General features: G+C 36.5%; 19 protein-coding genes and 1 riboswitch. Of the genes, 13 read left to right on the top strand and 6 right to left on the bottom strand.

Features of this window, described 5'->3' with window-relative positions; all coding sequences use genetic code 11:
- Nucleotides 1-30: 30 nt before the first annotated feature.
- The gene (locus CKK03_RS15660; protein WP_099363477.1) at nt 31-534 is read right to left on the bottom strand and encodes a LysE family translocator; all 504 of its coding nucleotides are present in this window, start codon (nt 532-534) and stop codon (nt 31-33) included.
- Nucleotides 535-853: 319 nt separating this feature from the next.
- Here CKK03_RS15660 and CKK03_RS15655 point away from each other — a divergent pair, with 319 nt between their 5' ends.
- From CKK03_RS15655 to CKK03_RS15630, 6 genes are all read left to right on the top strand, one after another.
- Entirely contained in the window at nt 854-1,222 is a 369-nt protein-coding gene (locus tag CKK03_RS15655) for a DUF4181 domain-containing protein (RefSeq protein ID WP_180271272.1), read from the top strand.
- Between the two features lie 171 nt (nt 1,223-1,393).
- The gene (locus CKK03_RS15650) at nt 1,394-1,594 is read left to right on the top strand and encodes a hypothetical protein (protein WP_099363475.1); all 201 of its coding nucleotides are present in this window, start codon (nt 1,394-1,396) and stop codon (nt 1,592-1,594) included.
- Between the two features lie 100 nt (nt 1,595-1,694).
- Nucleotides 1,695-2,234, top strand: a complete 540-nt coding sequence (locus tag CKK03_RS15645) for a DUF1572 domain-containing protein (protein ID WP_099363474.1) — start codon at nt 1,695-1,697, stop codon at nt 2,232-2,234.
- Between the two features lie 31 nt (nt 2,235-2,265).
- On the top strand, nt 2,266-2,541 hold the full coding sequence (locus CKK03_RS15640) for a histidine kinase (RefSeq protein WP_099363473.1): 276 nt from the start codon (nt 2,266-2,268) through the stop codon (nt 2,539-2,541).
- 184 nt (nt 2,542-2,725) lie between these two features.
- Nucleotides 2,726-3,175 (top strand): hypothetical protein, encoded by a 450-nt coding sequence (locus CKK03_RS15635; protein ID WP_099363472.1) that lies wholly within the window; start codon nt 2,726-2,728, stop codon nt 3,173-3,175.
- 122 nt (nt 3,176-3,297) lie between these two features.
- A complete protein-coding gene (locus tag CKK03_RS15630; RefSeq protein ID WP_099363471.1) occupies nt 3,298-3,723 on the top strand; it encodes a hypothetical protein in 426 nt (141 codons plus the stop codon).
- Nucleotides 3,724-3,832: 109 nt separating this feature from the next.
- Here the strand turns inward: CKK03_RS15630 and CKK03_RS15625 are convergent, their stop codons facing one another.
- The 4 genes from CKK03_RS15625 to CKK03_RS15610 are packed head-to-tail and all read right to left on the bottom strand — an operon-like array spanning nt 3,833 to nt 6,523.
- Nucleotides 3,833-4,606: a thiazole synthase gene (locus CKK03_RS15625; protein WP_099363470.1), complete on the bottom strand. Its 774-nt coding sequence runs from the start codon at nt 4,604-4,606 to the stop codon at nt 3,833-3,835.
- Nucleotides 4,603-4,806: a sulfur carrier protein ThiS gene (gene thiS / locus CKK03_RS15620; RefSeq protein WP_099363469.1), complete on the bottom strand. Its 204-nt coding sequence runs from the start codon at nt 4,804-4,806 to the stop codon at nt 4,603-4,605. Before thiS ends, CKK03_RS15625 begins: the two co-directional genes overlap by 4 nt.
- Nucleotides 4,807-4,818: 12 nt before the next feature.
- Nucleotides 4,819-5,931: a glycine oxidase ThiO gene (thiO, locus tag CKK03_RS15615; RefSeq protein WP_099363468.1), complete on the bottom strand. Its 1,113-nt coding sequence runs from the start codon at nt 5,929-5,931 to the stop codon at nt 4,819-4,821.
- Nucleotides 5,921-6,523 (bottom strand): thiamine phosphate synthase, encoded by a 603-nt coding sequence (locus CKK03_RS15610; RefSeq protein WP_099363467.1) that lies wholly within the window; start codon nt 6,521-6,523, stop codon nt 5,921-5,923. The genes thiO and CKK03_RS15610 overlap by 11 nt, the downstream gene beginning before the upstream one ends.
- A 117-nt stretch (nt 6,524-6,640) precedes the next feature.
- Nucleotides 6,641-6,751: riboswitch (TPP riboswitch) on the bottom strand.
- A gap of 288 nt (nt 6,752-7,039) precedes the next feature.
- Between CKK03_RS15610 and CKK03_RS15605 the strand changes: the two genes are divergently transcribed.
- From CKK03_RS15605 to CKK03_RS15595, 3 genes are all read left to right on the top strand, one after another.
- Entirely contained in the window at nt 7,040-8,146 is a 1,107-nt protein-coding gene (locus CKK03_RS15605; RefSeq protein ID WP_099363466.1) for a DUF4145 domain-containing protein, read from the top strand.
- Between the two features lie 583 nt (nt 8,147-8,729).
- Complete coding sequence (locus CKK03_RS15600) at nt 8,730-9,992, top strand: ATP-binding protein (RefSeq protein ID WP_099363465.1); 1,263 nt, start codon at nt 8,730-8,732, stop codon at nt 9,990-9,992.
- A gap of 216 nt (nt 9,993-10,208) precedes the next feature.
- Nucleotides 10,209-11,582 (top strand): hypothetical protein, encoded by a 1,374-nt coding sequence (locus CKK03_RS15595; RefSeq protein WP_099363464.1) that lies wholly within the window; start codon nt 10,209-10,211, stop codon nt 11,580-11,582.
- Between the two features lie 157 nt (nt 11,583-11,739).
- Here CKK03_RS15595 and CKK03_RS15590 read toward each other — a convergent pair whose 3' ends face one another.
- On the bottom strand, nt 11,740-12,333 hold the full coding sequence (locus CKK03_RS15590; protein ID WP_099363463.1) for a hypothetical protein: 594 nt from the start codon (nt 12,331-12,333) through the stop codon (nt 11,740-11,742).
- 654 nt (nt 12,334-12,987) lie between these two features.
- On the opposite strand from CKK03_RS15590, the gene CKK03_RS23765 reads away from it, so the two are divergent.
- From CKK03_RS23765 to CKK03_RS15575, 4 genes are all read left to right on the top strand, one after another.
- Nucleotides 12,988-13,149, top strand: a complete 162-nt coding sequence (locus tag CKK03_RS23765) for a hypothetical protein (RefSeq protein ID WP_180271271.1) — start codon at nt 12,988-12,990, stop codon at nt 13,147-13,149.
- Nucleotides 13,142-14,353 carry an MFS transporter gene (locus CKK03_RS15585; protein WP_099363462.1) on the top strand — a complete coding sequence of 404 codons (1,212 nt, stop codon included), beginning with the start codon at nt 13,142-13,144 and terminating at the stop codon, nt 14,351-14,353. Before CKK03_RS23765 ends, CKK03_RS15585 begins: the two co-directional genes overlap by 8 nt.
- Before the next feature lie 101 nt (nt 14,354-14,454).
- A complete protein-coding gene (locus CKK03_RS15580) occupies nt 14,455-15,150 on the top strand; it encodes a metalloregulator ArsR/SmtB family transcription factor (RefSeq protein ID WP_180271270.1) in 696 nt (231 codons plus the stop codon).
- Between the two features lie 250 nt (nt 15,151-15,400).
- Entirely contained in the window at nt 15,401-16,591 is a 1,191-nt protein-coding gene (locus CKK03_RS15575) for a M20 family metallo-hydrolase (RefSeq protein ID WP_180271269.1), read from the top strand.

Genomic DNA, 16,591 nt, shown 5'->3' with positions numbered 1-16,591 from the left:
AGGATTAATGCACATTTCTGCTAGTAACGATTATTTCTCGCTAAAAACAATTTTTAATCCGATTAAGGTGAACAATGAACCTTGAATAACATTAATCTTTTTAGAGATAGTTGGGTTTTTACGTAAGAAAGATCCTACTTTCCCTGCAAAGATACTGATTAACGAGAAAATAACTAAAGTCTGGATTAGAAAGAGCATGCCATAGACAAGCATTTGAATCGAAACATGACCATTTTCATAGTTTATAAACTGCGGGAAGAAGGCTAAGAAAAACAAAGACACTTTAGGGTTTAATAGGTTCATAATCACCCCTTTTTTGTATAAAGACTTATAGTCTAAATTATCTTCATTTTTCAGGTTGAAATCAGAATCTTTTTCTTTGAAAGACTTATAGGCTAAGAATAATAAATAGGCTGCTCCTGCATTTTTTCCTTTTGCTAGACTCTGCGCCAACGTAAACAAATTATCTGGACCTGGCATCAGGGTAAGAATGATTGCAGCACTCAAAAAAGGTAGTACAGATAGAAAATCCACGTGTATCCCTCCAATTTTTTAAGGTTAATATTACCATAACTTAGTTGAGTTAGGTTGAAGAATTTAATAACTTTCCCGTAATTTTTCCTGAAAAGTATTGTTGTCTAGGAGTTACATGACTAGGAATGAAACAACTTCCATTTAAAAGACTAAAAGAAGGGCGTAAAACAGTATAAAAGAAAATGGTATATTTTTGTAATTGGGTACTTACCTTTAAGAAGGAAAAGTGTCTTTTTTGTTGAAGTTAATGTAATAACCAACCAGGTTACCTACTAAACTATTATTTAATATGAAACCTGTTGGGTGGAGGTGGGTCATAATGACCATTACTACACGTATCGTAGGGGTATTTCTAATATTCTTAATTTATTTGATTGTGTCTGAATTGTTTTTAAAAAGAACTTTGAAAATTAAGGAAGTTAGAAAGAGTTTATTAAGTGAAGGGAGAAAAAAACTCTTTGTTATCATAGAAATCATACTTATGTTTTTATTTGTTTACAGTACATTTTATTTTATGGATACACATCTCGTTATACTTCCAGCATTTCTATTCTCTACTTGTTTATATTTTTTTAGAGGAATTGAGGAATGGTATGAGAGGAAAAGTGAAAAAGGCTATTATCTAGAATGGCTGACTTCGTTCACATTTTTCGTCATGTTTATCTTTATGTTATATGGAGAATTTTAACGATGTTCAAAAGTGAGATGGGTATCCAGGTTTTTGTATCGTGAATTATTTGAATGTAGTTATTTTATGGATTTTTATGTTAAAATATGGATAGTATTTGAATGCTCCTATGTGAAATGACTAGTTCTGTTTCTGAGAAAAAGGTGAGGATTATTCTAGGGAGTGAATTATATGTTAAAAAGAAGCATCGGCATATCCTTAATCGCCATTTCAGTCATTTTGATTGGCTATAAGTGGATTGTTGAATTCATCGGTGGCGTACCGGTTGCGGGAACCATTATAAATATTAGCACATTTACATTTTTGGCTGGGTTATGCTTTTTAGCTTGGGGAGAATATGACAAGCATAGAGGTAATAGGAAAACAGGGTAATACATTTCCTACACTCAAGACGATTTTTTCCATTATAAAGACAGCTCCGAATTCTTGAGAAATTCCTGTGAAAGGCATTTATTACTTGGAGGGATTCACTATGGAAATTGGAAACGAATATTTGAGAATCGTCATTGAAAGATTTAAAGGTGTAAAAAGCCTCGGGGATAAGACCATACTCCAGTTAAATGAAGAGGAAATCCATTGGACTTATAATGATGAATCCAATAGCGTTGCGATCATCGTAAAACATGTTAGCGGAAACATGGTTTCAAGATGGACTGATTTTTTAACTTCAGATGGGGAAAAAGAATATCGAAATCGAGATGAAGAATTTATTGATGATCTCCCCTCTAAATCAGATGTAATTAAGGTGTGGGAAAAAGGTTGGGAAGTGCTATTTTCTACACTAACCGATTTAGGGGAGCAAGACTTATTAAAAAAGATTTACATTCGTGGAGAAAGTCATTTGGTTATAGATGCTATTGAAAGGCAAATGGCCCATTACGCCTATCATGTCGGACAAATAGTGTATATAGGTAAACTATTAAAGGATAGCAATTGGGAGAGTCTCAGCATTCCAAAAGGGAAATCCGAAGATTATTTAAAGGAAATGCTTGAAAAACACAAAGATAAATAATAACTGAAACAAAGTAAAGTGAAGTGGTGAGATGAAAAAATACCTGGGCTTGATTTCATTGGTGTTGATGATTATTTTTCTATTTTTAACTTTTATAATCCCTGAAGCATTGGATTCCTTACCTGAATCCTTAGACTTATTGTTATTATTATTCCTGTTACTTGGATCATTCATTACCGCAATATTTAGTGTAAAAGGACGTTTAAAAACAATTGCATTAACTATTTCTTCCCTTGGCATGTTCGTTTTATTAGTCATCTTTATTTTCGTAATTAGTATGATGCTATTCGGAAACATTGGAACATAAGTGGAATTTTAAAAAATAATAAATTCATTTTACGTTTCTGTTATACACAGGAGCGTTTTTTATTTTATTAAAAAGTATTAAAAATTTTTTTAATAATTATTCTCTTCATAATGATGAATTATTTAGAATATTATGTTAATATTACATTAAAACTCATTCTGAAAGTGTGAAGGGGAGGTGGCGAATGACGGGGTATAAATTTGTTACAAAAAAGAAATGGATTAGAGAAGGGATACATTCAATAGTATATGTACTTATCATTACCTTTATAAGTATATACTCCTACATAGCGTTTGATGCAGGAGATTTCACCAATCCCATTATAAGTATTATTTTAATCGCTTTAATTATAATTGCGATACTAAGAGCAATATACTATTTTAAATTAGATAAAAAAGACTATCTGATCCTTAAAAACAATTCCTTATCAACATACAGGGGATTTTTCTTACCTAGAAAATCGATCCTATTTAGCGAAGTAGAAGAAGTTGTTCAAGTAAGTGAGGTTGTTTTATTTATTATGAACAATGGGAAGGAAGAACAAATTTATACTGATTTCTTATCAACTGAAGATCAAGGAGAGTTGATAAAAAATCTAAAGACCATCTTTGATACTAAGGCGGTAGGGTTCTAACTTAGGATTCGAAAAAAACCGTAGTATTTCCGTTATCTAACAGATGTAGATATCCATGTGTTAAGCCATCCTAAATAGGGGCGTTATTTTTTAAACGTTTCTATAAAAAAGGGGGTTAACACATGAGGAAATCAGTCACATCTATTTTAGGTGCAGCTTTATTAGTTGTCGGACTTGCGGGATGTCAGGGTAACGATAACGATAATAACTTTAATACCAAAAATAATGGAGATGTAAAAATTTTGGATCGAAGAAACGATAACGGACATGGTTTCAATCAAAACGAAAGATTTGACAATAACAATGGCCGTAGTAACATCATGAATAACCGTAACCAAGATTGTAATGATGACCTCTATTATGGTCAAAGTGGCACTGGCACTACTGGTATTGGAACTGGTACAACTGGAACAGGTGGTGCTGGTGCAATGGGTGCTGGAACAGCAGGCAGTGGAGCTGGGACAGGTGCTGGTGTTAATGGAGGTCCTGGTGCCGGTACTACTGGATATGATGGTTGTAGAGACGGAACTGGGTCAAATAATCGATAAGCAAGAACGATTTCCATTGGAGTTTCAAAACTATTAATGAACGTGGATATTCAAGGGCCTGACTCTTTAAGAGTGCTTAAGTGGTCAGGCCCTTGGTATTCATTGATTGTTAAGATCCTACCAACCCTGTTAATGGGCTACTCGCTACTGCGTAATCTTTTTCTTCAATCCGTCCGGCCTCATAGCCTAGTCGTCCCGCTTCTAACGCAAGTTTGACAGCGCGTGCCATTTTTACAGGATCCTTTGCACCTGACACAGCCGTATTTAAAAGAACACCGTCTGCGCCAAGTTCCATCGCATAAGCAACATCCTTAGGTGAACCAATTCCTGCATCGATAATGACTGGAACATGGGATTGCTCGATAATAAATTTTAGATTTAACGGATTAATGATTCCTTTACCTGAACCAATTGGACTTGCCCCCGGCATAATAGCATGAACACCGAGATCCTCTAATCGCTTAGCTAATACTACATCATCTGACGTATACGGTAACACAATGAAGCCTTCATCGAGAAGCATTTCCGATGCCTTCAACGTTTCGATTGGGTCTGGTAAAAGGGACCGGTCATCTCCAATAACCTCAACTTTAATCATGTCACACAATCCAGATGCTTTAGCTAGTTTCGCGATTCGAACCGCTTCCTCAGCTGTTTTAGCTCCTGCTGTATTCGGAAGAAGTGTATATTTCGTTAAGTCTAATTGCTCTAAAAAATTGGGCTGACTTTCTTCAAAAATGTTCATTCTTCTCACAGCAAACGTTAAAATTTCAGCATCCGACACCTCAACCGCTTGCTTTTGGATTTCAAAAGATGGATATTTTCCTGTTCCTAATAAAAGTCTAGACTGGAATGTACGATTTGCTATTGTTAACATGCTTATCCTCCTCCTACAAATTGAACGATTTCAATGATATCGCCATTTTTAAGTTTCATCGCTTTATAGTCATCTTTTTGAATAATATCCTCATTAATCTCTACAATCGCGATCCGATTTTCCAAGTTATAATGAGTCAAAAGCTTATCCACTGAATTTACTTCTTCAGGGAGTTCAACCTGCTCTCCGTTAAGCCTAATCTTCATTTTCTCACCTCCCTAAATCAAAGCTTTTTGCCTTCGATCAATACGAAAGGCATCGATCCATTCTTGATTTACCTCTTTATCTAAAATTAGATCACGAATCATTTTCCCAGTAGAAGGGGCGAGGAGTATGCCATTTCGAAAATGACCGCAAGCGATTAAAATCTGTTCCTCCTCAGGATGTCTGCCGATAAATGGACGACCATCAAATGTGGTTGGTCTTAAACCAGATGTAAAACCTTCAATCCTCCAATTAACAGAGGAAGGCAGCATCGTTTTCGCTTTTTTAATTAAACTCTCAACACTATCTAGGTTAATCGAATCACTCCAATCATCTGGAATCATCGTTGCCCCAATCACAAGCTTCCCGTTATTTCTTGGAACAATATAGGATTTGTCATGAAACAACGTGTGTTGTAAAAGAGGGTTATCGTGCTGAACAATGATACTTTCTCCTTTTACAGATGACAGTTGTTCAGTGATTCCTAGATTCTGAAAAAGATGATTACTATAGACACCAGTTGCAATCACTATGTGCTTTGCTTGAACATTGCCTTTTGCTGTCTTCACATTGTAGTTGCTGCCAACTTTCTCGATTCCATAGACGTGGCAGCTTTCAAAAATAGAAGCACCAAGCACTAGGGCGCTTTTGGCAAAAGCCTCACACGTACTAGTTGGAATCACGTTCACATCATCTTCGATATAGGCAGCACCTAAAACCTCATCGCTAATCTCGGGTTCCATACAATGGACTTCTTGCCGACTCAACTCTTTTACAGTTGGTTGTTGTAAAAGTGAATGGAGGTCTTGCATTTCTTTTTCAGTGAATGCTAGCTTTAAAATACCGCCATTTCGATATCCAATATCAATTCCACTTAAATCAAAAAGCTCATCTTTTAATCGTTTGTACTCAACTTGACTCGACCTTGCAAAAGGGAAGAAGAGGGATAAATCACCATCGCTTTCTGAATGAGCTCCTAGCATGCCAGCAGCCGCCTTTGTTGTTTTTGCACCAATTTGTCCTCCGTCAAAGAGAACAACATCCATTTGTGCCTCGGCTAAATAATAGGCAATCGAACAACCAATAATGCCACCACCTATTACGACTACTTCATAACTACTTTTCATTGTGAATCGCCTCACTGAATTTTTTTGTGATGGAATAAGGTTCGTCTGCGGCAAAAATACTGGACATGATCGCAACACCGTCAGGCCCAATAGCTTGGATGGATGGTAATTTTACTAACGTAATGCCACCAATTGCATAAACTGGGATGCTCAGTTCCTTTTTTATCTGTAAAATAGGCTCAACCCCGTTGGGTGGGAGACCTTGTTTGCTATTTGTTTCAAAGCAATGCCCATATAATACGTAATCGGCTCCATTTGCCTCAACTTGTTTTGCTTTTTCAAAAGAATGAACACTGCAACCCACTCTAATGTGCGGGTATCGTTTTTTCACCATTTTTACTGGGAGCCCATTTTCAGGTAAGTGGACAGTAGGAATATCCATACATAGCGCAACATCAAGGCGGTCATTCATGATGATTTTCTCTTTCTTCACACCCTTGTTTTGTAAATATTCGATTAAGGTCACAATTTCTAGAACAGATTTTGATTTCTCTCGAATCTGCACGTAATCCATTACATCGTTAATCGCGATAATTTTTTCAGCAAGAGCTTTTACGGATTGCTGATCATCCGTCACAGCAATTAATTTCATTGAATTACTCCTTTTTATCTAACAACTTGTAGCGTAAAAAAGAATAGAACGGTTAAAGCACAACAAAAAACCACTCTCCAAAGTAGGAAAGTGGTTGTTATGTATACACATAAAAAAAGATTGCTTTAACCACATCCCTACGCAGGTACAAGCCTGTTCAGGTAATGAGGGTTTCAAAGTACACTACTTTTTTCTCAGCTCTTATCAAGAGTTCCCCTAGTGAAAATACAAAATATTAACTTATACCCTAAAATTAACACAATTCCGTCCATTTGAAAAGGGATATGTTTCCAATGGGTCACAGGGACAGGTCCCTTGTCCCAGATTTTTTTCCCTCTTGGGCGAATGTCTTTAAGTAGGATGGTATTTTACTAAACATTCGCAAATAGCCGAATTCTAATATCATCCTTGATTGTCATCTATTTTTCACCTAAAATGAAAGAATCTCCGGACGGCCTGAGTCTCTATACCCAGATTCAGGCCTTTATTTTGCATCTTAGAAAGGAACAGCATGACATGAATACATCTGAGTATTTTTATAGATTTCTAGAACCCATCTCCAAAGAATTAGCATTTCTGGCGGGGGAATTGGAACATACCATCTTTACAAGTCCACGTACAATGTTAACTCATTCAAGGGTACTTATCGAGAATATTCTACAGCAAGTAATGGAATATGAAAAAATGAATGAAAACCCACGTATTACATTAAAGGAAAGACTCACTCTTTTAGATAATGAGGGGATCCTAACAACAGAAATAAGAGACGCCCTTCATTTAGTTCGTCAACTTGGAAATCAGGCCTCACATGACAAACGAAAGTTTCGTTATTCGGAAGCACTTTTATCATGGGAAGCGATTTACCAGATTGTCAGATGGTTTGTTGAAGTGTATACCCCATTATCGATAGAAGTCCCAGCCTATCAGGATCCAACCACTCCAAAGGAAGACCGTTATGATATTAGCGAATTGGAACTTCGGTTGAAATCTCTAGAGGATGTATTAGTTGCTTCTATGAAAAAGGGGACACCCGAAAAAAAGGCTCATGATGAGGTTGCTGCTACAACAGAAGCTACTCCAGCGAAAATGGCAGAGCCAGGTTACACAACGATTCGTACGATCGAATATAACGGGGAGATGCTGGAAGTTCCGTATTTTCTACGCGATGCCTTTTTGTTACCACAACGATTCGATAAATCCGAGACCTTCTTAATTAGATTAGGTGCAGAGCAGCAAGCACGTATTATGAGCGAATTACCTGGTAATCTCGAAGACTTGCATAAACATGTGAAACGTTTTAACGAAAACAACGATAAGCAATTTTTCGAAGAACTGAAAATCTTTATTGAAGAAGAAAAGATTCGTAGAAAAGTAACTTTCGAACGGCCAGGAGAAATCTTTTTATTTTACAAAGCAGATTACTTGATTCTAACCGATTCTCTTAAAAACATCCATCTCACCAAAGACGAGTTCAAAGGCGTACCAAGCCTTATTAAACAATTAAACGAAGACGGAATCCATACTGTTGGCCAACTTCCGAAGGAGCTTGTGATTCTCGGAAAATATAAAAATGTTGGGGTAGTGAACGTAGCGAGATTGTTTGAGCAGTTGAAGGCGAAGTAAAGAGGTTTCCTGTGTAATCGTGTAAAAGTCACCTATAAATTTGTAAGGCATCCAGGTTGGTGTCTTTTTTTGTAGTGGCAGTATTTTTCAGATAGTGGGAGTAAATTTGGAATAGTGGCAGTAATTCTGAAATAGTGGCAGTATTTTCGCTAGTGACAGTAAACTCGGAGCATTCTCAATAATAGAATGATAAATCCAGTTCACAAACTAAAATTCTATTTTTTTCTCCATTATTATCACTTCTTAAGTCATCAAAATCATCACAATTCCGCAATCTACAACAAAAAGTTTTCGGTTTCAGCAAGGATGTAAAATTGTTTACTAAAAAATTAATAAAAATACGATTATATGAGTAAAAAAAGAAGGAAATTATTCTTTTTTGACGAATTTATAGGAGCAATCCTTTAGAGTGGCGAATGATCCCCTCTTAAATTTTCCATCAAGTGTGGAATAAATTATTCGATGAAAACAAAAAAAGGTGAGTGCATAAACATAATAAATTTTCACAGAACATTCGTTATTTGTTAATTTTTGTCGGATAGTTCATAAGACGATTTTTCTAACTAGAATTAGGGGGATTACTGTGTTTAATTATGTAGAAACATTATTATTAAATTTGCTTTTTTTAGTCGTCTTTATCTTATTTATTCCACATATCTTTGAAACAAATGTGAAGAATTTATCTTGCCAATTAAAAGAGCGAATTCAATTAATTTCAGTAACAATAGCAATGATAAGTTGTATGCTATTTCCACTTCACATCGGCGATGAAATTATCTTGGATTTACGGTCGATTGCTATAATGATTGGTGGTTTATACCTTGGCCGAAAAGCGAGTGTAATATTAGTTGCCGTTTTTCTATTCATTCGACTTTATTTAGGAGACCTAGGCAGCGGTTTTTATGCATCAGCCTTTTCAAGTATAGTTATTTTGATTTCTTTATTAATGATCCACAAAACGTTTAAAAGTGCGACGAAGCATAAGAGAGTCCTAATTGCATGTAGTTTTTCGTTATTTTTCTGCACATTTTTATTTGTTTTGCGTGCTATCGTACTAGGACATTTTAGTCTAACTTTCTATATGGAAATTCTCATCTTTTTCTTCATTCATTTATTTAGTACATTTTTTATCGTGTATTTTTCCGAAATGCTACGAGAAAGTGTGCACATGAATATGCAAGTCATTAAAGCTGAGAAATTAGAGGTAGTTAGTCACCTTGCATCAAGTATTTCCCATGAAGTTAGAAATCCTCTTACGGTAGTGAAAGGCATTTTACAGATGTTATATAAAAATGAATGGGAGGAAGAGAAGAGAAATCAGTTTATTGAAATTTCCCTCCAAGAAATTGATCGTGCAAATGATATTATTGGGAACTATTTAACGTTCGCAAAATCCGTACAGGAAGAACATATAATAGTAGATCTTGAACAAGAACTCCAACGTTCCATTAATGTAATCACACCAATGGCAAATATGTCCTGTGTTGATATTCATACAATTATTGAACCGATTCGTATGAAAGGAGACCCGCAGCTTTTACAACAATGCTTCTTAAATATTACGAAAAATTGTATTGAGGCGATGCCAAATGGCGGCAATCTATTTATACGTACTGAAGAAGTTAATGATGGTGTACTTATTGAAATCAAAGACACTGGAGAAGGGATGACGGACGAGCAGCTAACCCGTTTAGGAGAGCCGTTTTTTACGACGAAAGGCAGAGAGGGTACTGGCCTAGGCATGATGGCGGTTATAAAAATTATTAAACTCATGAACGGAAAATTAGATGTGACCAGTACAAAAAACGAAGGCACACAATTCCGAATCTACTTTCCACACCCCTAATATGGACCAGCTACCTTGTCCCAAAACTAGCTTGAATACAGAGATTTAACAGTTCTGCAATTTCTATAAATGGTAGCAGAGCTGTATTTTTTTGAAGGATAACTATAGCAATAAACTTTCTTACTTCCAAGGAATATCTGGAAATTATCCTTGTAGTTTTTTCCTTCTATGCTATACTTTGATGTGTTTGATTTAACAACTAAGAAGGAGGAAGAAATGAAACAATATCCATTGTTCCGCTATCTTTATATTTTTTATTCATTCGTATTTTTACTCCATACGATTAATATTTTTATAGGTAGTGAGACAATCAATTACATACTCGGAGTACTTGCTATTCTCATGCTCATTGTGTCATTTCCTTTGGCATCAGGGCTTTTCAAAATTCTTGGTGGAGCATTTCTATTCATCGGCGGATATTTATTCTTTACAACAGGTCAATCCTTTCATCTTATTCCTAGTTTATTAACTTCGAATCTATCTCTTTTGACATTGCTAGCCATGCTTCCTTGGATGAATAGCATCGTAAGAAGTGGAAGATTTGATCGGAATATGAATCTATTAATGAGAGTGAACGTCTCAGATTTAGGGAAACTATACCCAAGGAGCTCACTCATTACGCATATTCTTGCGGCCTTTTTAAATCTATCGGCTGCAACCATTTCTCAAGATGTACTTAAGAGCACTTTATCTTCTTTTAGTAAAGAAATTCGTAATTCGTTTATCACAACAGCTTCACTAAGAGGCTACTCATTAGCCCTGTTGTGGAGTCCGTTGGAGATTATGGTCGCAGTTGCCATCTTTACAACAGGTGTTGAATATGTAACCCTCTTGCCATGGCTCATCCTTATGGCAGTTATTGCGTTTATATTAGATTCTCTGTTTGGGCGAATTTTTTATAAAAAATACAAGTTTAACGAAGTGAGCACGAAGAGACAGCCAACAATCGATATGAAACAATTAATGAGAAAGATGGTACAGTTCATCATAGCACTCGTCTTGTTCCTTGTTCTGGTTATTGTGATAGGAAATCTATTTGATTTAAGCTTTACGTTAACGGTAACTATCGTTATTTTCCCATTTGCTTTCATTTGGTCTTTACTAATGAAAAGACGGAGAAGTTTCTGGACGATTGGCTGGAATAATTGGAAAACCAAAACAAATACCATGCAGAATTTCATTGTATTATTCATCTCTCTGTCATTATTTTCGACTAGTATAGGGGATACATCGTTTTTGGAAGTGATTCAAAAACCACTTGCTTTTGTTTCGGATTATCCAATGTTAATCTTGTTCCTTATCCAAGTCATCTTTGTTTTATTAAGTATGTTTGGTATTCATCCGATTGCGACTGTAGGTATTCTAACCGGAATTATCACACCTATGTTTGACGTGATCAATCCAGTCAGTATTGCCCTAGTTCTTATAACAGGGTCGGTAGCCACCTTCACAGTGGGAACGTACGGATTGCTTGTAACGTTAACAGCCATGGGAACGGGTCAAAGCCCATTCCGCATTACCGTGCAGAATATGCCATTCGCCATCGGTATGTGGATTATCGGAACGCTTGTAGCTTATTTGTTATTGTAATAAGAAAACACATATAAATGTTTGGTAGAGGCTGGCCATGTGGGTCAGCTTCTTTTTAAGCAGAATAAAAGGCCCCAGAGGTGGTCGGAAGCGGAGCCTTGTTGCAATAGGTTCGATATTCGTTTTATGGCGGTAAAAGGGAATAGGACCATCTTTCTTATTTTTTCTTTTTCTTTTTAGAAAGTTTTTCGGTCATTTCTTCGAATAGAAACTGTAAATGATCCATCTCAGCCTGAAGGTCAGAAAGAGAATTTTGAAGTGTTTGGTATTGATTCGTTTCGTTCTGCAAATTTAGTAATCTTCCATTCATTTCACTTAATAGTGATTGTGTTTCATTATTTTGAGCATTTTCCATTTGATCAAGTCTTTCCTTGATTTCCTTAAGTGCCTTATTTACTTCGTTATTGTTATTTGTACTAGATGACGTGGAAAATTGTTTGAGTAAACTTCCAAATCCACCTAATCCTGCACCAGATAATAATGAGGTTGTATTGAGCCCATTTAACCCATTTAATCCATTCAATCCATTCAATCCATTCAAGCTAGTTAATCCGTTTAAACCATTAAGTTTTGATAAGACATCCTCATTCACGGAAACAGTGGAATTCTCCTCTAATTTCTCAGAAAGCTTGCTTAGCGTTTCTTCGCTAAACAAAGAATTAGCAACTTTCATTAGATCATCCATATCTTTTGTCATGTTTTCATTGTTCATTTCCGTAATCTGTTCATTATTCTTATTCATTTCATTCATTTTTTTCACCCCACTCGCAATTCTATTGATAGAAAAGGGGCCCTTAGATAGGAGACTATCCAAGGGAAACCTTCTAGTGTCTATTAATCATTAAGCAATTGTTCCTAGAATCTCATTGATACAATTTATAACAATGTTGCGTTGTTCTGGAGTACCAAGCAATACAGCAATCAGTAATGCGAGGAAAAAAACACTGCGATTAGCAATGCAGCAAGATTCATAAACGCTACCTCCTTTCTATTTCTTTGTAGGAGACGTCTCAATCATAATGTATGTTAAAAGGAACGAAATGAATGGGACAATAGATTGTTTTCTATTAAAATATGGTAAAAATCTAGTAAAAATACACGAATAACAAGAAATTGTACTGGCTTTTGATAGAATGCGGGACATGTTCCTAGTACTCCGATTTTCAATGTTCATCAAAACACAATAGTGCTAGACACAATTTACAACCTACCATGTATATTCAAACTAAATGATTAAAAGAACCAGACTTCTTAAAAACTTTTCGAATTAATTTCCTCAACTTTTCGAATAAATCCCTAATACCTCCAATACTGTAGTAATACAACTATTCAATTGAATTATTTAATACTCGATAAAACCCGAAAGAGATTTGAACTGAATAGGTAACTAATAAGGAGGAATGGGATGATTGTTGAAAATGTGAAACATTATCCATCGATTCTTAAGGTGCTCAGTGAAGAACGGGTTAACAATGTAGTTAAAAATGTAAGCGTTATCAATTGGCGCAAAAATGAAATATGCATAGAAGGGATGGCGGTTACGTATACTGCTGCTTTAGATGAATAAATATGAATCTCTGGAATTTGGAAAATATCACACCAATAAGTTAGTTTTATTGTCACTTGCCATGCTTGGCACAATGACAACATGGTTCTCAATGACTGCTGTTTTACCAACTTTAATCGATCTATGGGGATTGAGTAGTAGTCAAGTTAGCTATATTACGATTATGGTCAATTTAGGATTTATTATCGGTTCTCTGGTGTCGGCATTTTTAAATCTACCTGACCGTATTGAACCACATATTTTATTCTTTTGGTCAGCCATACTCGCAGGAGTTTCGACCATTTTAACGGCTTTATTAGCTAAAAGTTTAATTGTTGCATTATTGTTCCGCTTTTTCACAGGCGTTGCCTTGTCAGGGGTATACGGTCCAGGGATGAAACTTGTTTCCACTTGGTTTAAAAGGAGGCGCGGGATGGCATTAGGACTAGTCGTGGGTGCACTCACGCTTGGCACGGCAGGTCCACATTTTATAAAAGGAATGGGGTTCTCCTCATGGGAACTGGTACTAATAATTACGGGAATCTGCTCCATTTTATCTGGGCTTATAATGCTTCTTGTAAAAGTAGGACCCTATCCACTGCCCGCAGGTAAATTTGATCCAAGTTCGATTCCACGTGCATTTAAAGATCAACAGATTCGCCTTGTGAACTTTGGTTACTTTGGTCATATGTGGGAGCTTTACGCGATGTGGTCCTGGTTTGGATTATTTTTAGCAGAGAGCTTCAGAACAAGTGGAATGATTAATTTTTCTTCACCCGCGTCAATTGTAACATTCATAGTAATTGGTTCTGGATTCTTTGGGGCTTTGTTTGGCGGTGTTTTTGCCGATCGAATTGGCAGAGAAAAAGTTACACTATGGTCATTAGGGGTTTCTGGCTCAATCACACTCATTATTGGATTTTTCTTCGGTAGCTCACCCTGGATTATTGCTATTTTAGGTATCATGTGGGGAATAAGTATTATTGCAGATTCTGCCCAGTTCTCAGCACTCATCACCGAGCACGCTGATCAGCGCTATGTCGGTTCATCATTAACAATCCAATTAGCATTAGGTTATGTGCTTACGATTATTGTCATTTTTCTCGTTCCCTTAATCGAATCAATTATTGGCTGGAAATATACGTTTTTGATCCTAGTACCCGGACCGCTTCTAGGATTCCTTACGATGTATCGATTACATCGAATAAAAACTAGTTTAAAATAAAAATAGTTGGTATGAAAAGATAGGTTTTCTATTAAACTAGATATATAGTAGAAGTCCTTCGGAATGTAGAAAATGAGGAGGGATAAATCCAGGAGGTCATGATGGATAAAAGGGAATTTAACGATACAATCTATTATTATTTTTCTAGGGTCGGAAAGGCGTTAACAAGTCCGAAACGAATGGAGCTTCTGGATTTGTTGACGCAAGGCCCCAAAACAGTAGAAGCACTATCAAACGAAACCGAAATGAGCATCGCGAATACATCACAGCACCTACAGGTACTACTAGATGCTAAACTCGTGAAATTCCGCAGACGGGGAAACTTCATGGTCTACTCATTAGGAAATACTAAAGTCTGTGACTTAATCCAATCATTGCAAAAAGTTACAGAAGACCGTTTTGATGAAGTGCGCCAGATGCGTACAGAGTTTATCGAAAGGCCAGAAGAACTCGAAAGTCTAGAGTTGGAAGAGTTTTTAAACATGGAAGAATCGGATGGTGTAGTGGTCGTCGATGTTCGACCAGAAACTGAGTATAATGCTTCGCATATCAAGGGTGCTATATCTATACCATATGATTCCTTTATGGATAGAGTCACCGAACTTCCGACTGATCGTCAAATTATTGTCTATTGTCGTGGTTACTACTGCGTACACGCAACAGAAGCCGTGCAGTACCTGGTGTCACAGGGATACCAAGCAATCCGGCTAAATGCCGGAATCCAACACTGGAAGAGAGCGGTTGGGACAGAGGGACAGGTCCATCGTTCCACCCAACACGTTTCGGACCTTTGTTGAATATAAAATATTAAATGTTAAAATGGTTCAACTGGAGGCTGCTAATGCAACCTCTTTTTTTATTTGGCAGGCAAGCTGCCTGATTTATAAAAATCTAGTAGTAAAAGATAATGGATTATTAACAATTTTTTCACTATAATGAAAACAAGTTTTAGTATGGGACGAAGGGACAGGTCCCTTGACCCAATATGAGTTCTGGAACAAGGGACCTGTCCCCGTGACCCCAAAGGGTATGATAGAGGAGGAAGTAATGAGTTTTCCAAAGGTTAACGTAGAAAATATCAAAAAGAATCTATTAGATATAGGATCTATTAATTCCGGTAATATTGGTTATAATCGATTAGCTTTTTCAAGTGAGGAAAAAAAGGCAAATGAGTGGTTACAGAATCAGTTAAATCATCTAAATCTAACTGTGTATGAAGATTCCGTTGGGAATGTACATGGCAGATTAGGTAGCCTTGATAAACCTGCAATTGCATTTGGTTCACATTTAGATACTGTTAAAAATGGTGGCCTTTATGATGGTGCTCTAGGAGTGATAGTTGGCCTGGAGTGTCTGAGAGTACTTAAAGAAAATGGCTATAATGGAGTTCCACTTGAACTGATTAGTTTTGTAGGTGAAGAAGCGAACCCGTTAGGCGGAACATTTGGAAGCAGAGCAACCGCTGGCTTAATTAAAGAGGGAGACTTATCGGATGCCGATTTGAAGAAATTTAACCTTTGCATGTCCAAAATTAAAGAGGCTAGAAAAAGTGATAACGACTATCTATCTTTTTTAGAATTACATATTGAACAAGAAAGTGTATTAGAAACGACTAACAACCAGATTGGGATTGTGACTGCCATAGCTGGTATTTCAAGAATGCATGTTCATGTGTTTGGAAAAGCAAGTCATTCTGGCACAACTCCTATGAACGTAAGGAAAGATGCTTTAGTATCTGCTGCCTCTATTATCCAGCACGTTAGTGAAAGAGCTACTATGCAAAACAATGATATTGTTGCGACTGTCGGGAAGTTAGAGGTTTATCCAAATTCGGAAAATGTAGTACCTGGAGATGTTCAATTAACGATTGAGGTCAGAGGAAGCGATTGGAAGGAAATGAAGGAATTTGAACAACAATTAATCGACTGGATGAAGGTAAACCATCAAGTTAAGATAGAAGTGGGTGTACAAAAGTATCCGAATACCTTATCAAAAAATGTCCAACAAGCAATAGAGAGTGCTTGTAAAGACCATAAAGTAAATTATCACTATATGGTTAGCGGTGCAAATCATGATGCGAACTCATTAACAGTACTAACACACGCGGGGATGATCTTCATTCCAAGCAAAGATGGACTTAGTCATCATCCTGATGAGTATAGTTCATGGGAAGATATTGAGGTTGGAGCCAATGTCATGCTTCAGACTATTTTGGAACTGTCGAAAAAGGTGAGTTAA

The sequence above is a fragment of the Fredinandcohnia onubensis genome, assembly GCF_002734215.1.
Taxonomy (GTDB): domain Bacteria; phylum Bacillota; class Bacilli; order Bacillales; family Bacillaceae_L; genus Ferdinandcohnia; species Ferdinandcohnia onubensis.
The sequence above is the reverse complement of the archived record's forward strand: the minus strand, read 5'-3'. Positions and strand labels throughout refer to the sequence as shown.

What these genes read in the sequence shown, in the direction of transcription:
- CKK03_RS15655 (WP_180271272.1), top strand. Translation starts at nt 854, where the DNA reads ATGACCATTACTACACGTATCGTAGGGGTATTTCTAATATTCTTAATT.
- CKK03_RS15650 (WP_099363475.1), top strand. Translation starts at nt 1,394, where the DNA reads ATGTTAAAAAGAAGCATCGGCATATCCTTAATCGCCATTTCAGTCATT.
- CKK03_RS15645 (WP_099363474.1), top strand. Translation starts at nt 1,695, where the DNA reads ATGGAAATTGGAAACGAATATTTGAGAATCGTCATTGAAAGATTTAAA.
- CKK03_RS15640 (WP_099363473.1), top strand. Translation starts at nt 2,266, where the DNA reads ATGAAAAAATACCTGGGCTTGATTTCATTGGTGTTGATGATTATTTTT.
- CKK03_RS15635 (WP_099363472.1), top strand. Translation starts at nt 2,726, where the DNA reads ATGACGGGGTATAAATTTGTTACAAAAAAGAAATGGATTAGAGAAGGG.
- CKK03_RS15630 (WP_099363471.1), top strand. Translation starts at nt 3,298, where the DNA reads ATGAGGAAATCAGTCACATCTATTTTAGGTGCAGCTTTATTAGTTGTC.
- thiS (WP_099363469.1), bottom strand. Translation starts at nt 4,806, where the DNA reads ATGAAGATTAGGCTTAACGGAGAGCAGGTTGAACTCCCTGAAGAAGTA.
- thiO (WP_099363468.1), bottom strand. Translation starts at nt 5,931, where the DNA reads ATGAAAAGTAGTTATGAAGTAGTCGTAATAGGTGGTGGCATTATTGGT.
- CKK03_RS15610 (WP_099363467.1), bottom strand. Translation starts at nt 6,523, where the DNA reads ATGAAATTAATTGCTGTGACGGATGATCAGCAATCCGTAAAAGCTCTT.
- CKK03_RS15605 (WP_099363466.1), top strand. Translation starts at nt 7,040, where the DNA reads ATGAATACATCTGAGTATTTTTATAGATTTCTAGAACCCATCTCCAAA.
- CKK03_RS15595 (WP_099363464.1), top strand. Translation starts at nt 10,209, where the DNA reads ATGAAACAATATCCATTGTTCCGCTATCTTTATATTTTTTATTCATTC.
- CKK03_RS15590 (WP_099363463.1), bottom strand. Translation starts at nt 12,333, where the DNA reads ATGAATGAAATGAATAAGAATAATGAACAGATTACGGAAATGAACAAT.
- CKK03_RS23765 (WP_180271271.1), top strand. Translation starts at nt 12,988, where the DNA reads ATGATTGTTGAAAATGTGAAACATTATCCATCGATTCTTAAGGTGCTC.
- CKK03_RS15585 (WP_099363462.1), top strand. Translation starts at nt 13,142, where the DNA reads ATGAATAAATATGAATCTCTGGAATTTGGAAAATATCACACCAATAAG.
- CKK03_RS15580 (WP_180271270.1), top strand. Translation starts at nt 14,455, where the DNA reads ATGGATAAAAGGGAATTTAACGATACAATCTATTATTATTTTTCTAGG.
- CKK03_RS15575 (WP_180271269.1), top strand. Translation starts at nt 15,401, where the DNA reads ATGAGTTTTCCAAAGGTTAACGTAGAAAATATCAAAAAGAATCTATTA.